Source organism: Streptomyces sp. HSW2009 (assembly GCF_040240285.1).
GTDB lineage: Bacteria > Actinomycetota > Actinomycetes > Streptomycetales > Streptomycetaceae > Streptomyces.
Window position 1 is genome coordinate 1 of record NZ_JBEHZD010000794.1, and the last position, 2,736, is coordinate 2,736.

5 protein-coding genes are annotated in these 2,736 nt (G+C 69.9%); 1 reads left to right on the top strand and 4 read right to left on the bottom strand.

All coding sequences use genetic code 11. The annotated features are described in order from the left end of the window. Nucleotides 1–28 precede the first annotated feature (28 nt). Nucleotides 29–292, top strand: coding sequence for a hypothetical protein (locus AAHZ94_RS32225; RefSeq protein WP_349997253.1), 264 nt, complete (start codon nucleotides 29–31; stop codon nucleotides 290–292). Here the strand turns inward: AAHZ94_RS32225 and AAHZ94_RS32230 are convergent. The 4 genes from AAHZ94_RS32230 to AAHZ94_RS32245 all read right to left on the bottom strand — a co-directional run. Then, nucleotides 222–434 carry an EF-hand domain-containing protein gene (locus tag AAHZ94_RS32230; protein ID WP_349997254.1) on the bottom strand — a complete coding sequence of 71 codons (213 nt, stop codon included), beginning with the start codon at nucleotides 432–434 and terminating at the stop codon, nucleotides 222–224. The genes AAHZ94_RS32225 and AAHZ94_RS32230 overlap by 71 nt on opposite strands. An 80-nt stretch (nucleotides 435–514) precedes the next feature. Next, a complete protein-coding gene (locus AAHZ94_RS32235; RefSeq protein WP_349997255.1) occupies nucleotides 515–1,141 on the bottom strand; it encodes an N-acetylmuramoyl-L-alanine amidase in 627 nt (208 codons plus the stop codon). A gap of 732 nt (nucleotides 1,142–1,873) precedes the next feature. After that, on the bottom strand, nucleotides 1,874–2,377 hold the full coding sequence (locus tag AAHZ94_RS32240) for an ATP-binding protein (protein ID WP_349997256.1): 504 nt from the start codon (nucleotides 2,375–2,377) through the stop codon (nucleotides 1,874–1,876). Nucleotides 2,378–2,473: 96 nt separating this feature from the next. Next, the coding region (locus tag AAHZ94_RS32245; RefSeq protein ID WP_349997257.1) for a hypothetical protein at nucleotides 2,474–2,736 on the bottom strand (263 nt) is incomplete at its 5' end.

Sequence of the window (2,736 nt, forward strand, 5' to 3'; positions counted from 1 at the left end):
CCCCCCCCCTCCTTTTTTTTTTTTTTTATTGTCCGCCCCATCTTTTTTTTTTTTTTTTTTTTTTTGTTTTTTTTTTTTTTTTTTTATTTTTTTTTTTGGGGGGGGGGGGGGGGCCACGGGGCGGGGCCCCCGGGGGGGCGGGGGGGTCGGGGCCGGCGGGGGGGGGGCCCGGATGGTTCGCGGCCGTGCCGGGGCACGGCCGTGCACGGTCGGCCGCGCCGTCAGCGGTTCTGGATCGCCCAGAACTCCTCGAAGGACAGCTTGCCGTCCGCATTGGTGTCGGCCGACTTGATGATGGCCTCCGCGACGGACTCCGTGACGAACGGGTCCCCCAGTTGGGCCATCACGCTCTTGTACTCGGACGCGCTGATGAAGCCGTCCTTGTCCAGGTCGTACCGCTCAAAGGCCGTGCGTGCCGCCTCGATGTCCGCCACCTGAGCCCCCTTCTCTGTGCTTGCTGATGACCAGCACACATTAGCGACCGATCGGCGCGGCCCCGCAGTCAGCCGGCGGATCAGCGGCGGCCGGCCGCCGTGACCAGCTTCAGGTAGCGCGCCCAGTCCCACAGCGGCCCCGGGTCGGTGTGCGTGGAGCCCGGCACCTCGTGGTGGCCGATGATGTGCTGCCGGTCCACGGGCAGGCCGTGGCGCGCGCACAGCGACGCGGTGAGCGCGGCCGACGAGCGGTAGAGCGCGTCGGTGAAGTACTCGGGCCGGTCCACCCAGCCCTCGTGCTCGATGCCGATGCTGCGGGTGTTGTAGTTCCAGTTCCCCGCGTGCCAGGCGATGTCCTTCTCCCGCACGCACTGCCCGACCAGCCCGTCGGCCGAGCGCACCACGTAGTGCGCGGACACCTGCTTCTTGGGGTTCTGGAAGATCGCCAGGGTGTCCTGGTAGGTCTCCTGCGTCACGTGGATCACGACGAAGTCGATCGGGTACGCCTCGGGGCGGCCCGACGCCGTGTAGTTGGAGGTGCTCGCGGGCACCCAGCGGGCCCCGGGGTAGTCGACGCGGCCGGCCCGCGGCTCGGGTCTCGCCGTGGCCAGCGGGGCGGATGCGCCGGCCAACCCGATGGCGGTGGCACCGAGCAGCGCACCGCGCAGCAGCCGGCGGCGGGAAGCGTGGGGGGTGTGGTCTTCCATGGGGACTCCCGGTTCGATGGTTCGGCGGTTCACGGGCCGATCACGCGCTCCGCACGGGGCGGGAGCGCACCGCACTCCCCTGGGTGGGGGGCCGGGGCGTGCGGGCTGCACCAACACAACGATGAGACAGGGACATGACACTCGTCCCTCATCGTGAACCGCGCGGGGGGCGCTGCCAAGACGACCGGCCGCACAGCGGACGTACGGCGGGCAAAGAAAGTTGCCGACACCGTGTCCACCCCCTTGAAAGGATCATTCGAGCATGTTTCGGCCATGCGTAATCATCACGTATTTTTGACATTCACCCATTGCTTAGAAGGCACGTGGCACAGTTCACCTTAAATTGACATCTAAAATGTCGCATTTCGTTAGCGTACGCGCCTAATGTTGCTTTGGAAGGCTCGCACCCTGTCTGCGATAGTCGAACCAGCGGCCCCCATTGACCCGGGCAAGGTCGTTCAGCACCTGCCACGGCCACACCCCCTCGCGCCGTGGCAACAGCGATATCGGCGCCCCCGCCCGTCCCACGACGCGGCGGGGGCGTTCGCGTTGCTGGTGGGCGTTTCGCGTCGCCGGTGCGGACGTCCAGGTTGCCGCCGGGAGCGTTCGTGTCGCCGGTACGGGGCGAACGCCTCGCCGGTGGGGCGATCTCGTCGCCGGTGCGGGCGTTCATCTGAACCGATGGGGCTCAGCGGCGCCCGGCCGATGATCGGGTAGCGGCCTCGGGGGCCGTCAGCGGTCGGCCACCCGCATCTCGAACCAGGTCGTCTTGCCCAGCGGCAGCAGGTCCACGCCCCAGCGGTCGGAGAGCTTGTCCACCAGGAACAGGCCGCGACCGCTCACGTCCAACTCGTGCACCGGCATCAGACACGGCAGGCCGCGGGAGGGATCGCGCACCTCGACCCTGATCCAGCCGCGCCGGCGCAGCATGCGCAGCCCGAAGGCGCGGGCGCCGGTGTGCCGTACGGCGTTGCCGACGAGTTCGGAGACGAGCAGCACCGCGTGCTCGGAGATCTGCGGGCCGAGGCCCCATTGACGGAGCACCACGGACTGGGTCAAGCGGCGGGCCACGGCGGCCGACTCGGGGAGCGAGGACAGTCGGACCTCGTCCACCGCCGGGTTGCCGTACAGGTCGAGCGCCTTCGTGGCGAGTTCATCGTCAATGGTCGACACCCAGCGCGCGGGAGCGGATTCGGCTTCCCGGCGCGGCTGGTCCCTTCCCTCCAAGCCCGCCATGCCCCCATCATGGCCGCCCAGCGGGCCCCTCGGGGCCGAACCATGGGATTGGGCCCGCCGGCGCGCAAGGCCACACATCTCCGCCACGACATATGCCTAAGGCAGGTACAACCGTTCGACCGCGGCGACGACCTGCCACAACACCGCACGGAGCCCGTACGACGGGGGGCGCGTACGGGCGGGAGACCACGGTCGGGTACGGGGCGGGCGGCGGCGCGGGGCGCTGTCACCGGGGCGGATACGGGGCGGGGCGCTGTCACCGGGGCGGGGGGCGGGGCGCGGGGGGGCCCCCCCGCGGGGGGGGGGGCCCCCCCCCCCCCCCCCCCCCCCCCCCCCCCCCCCCCCCCCCCCCCCCCCCC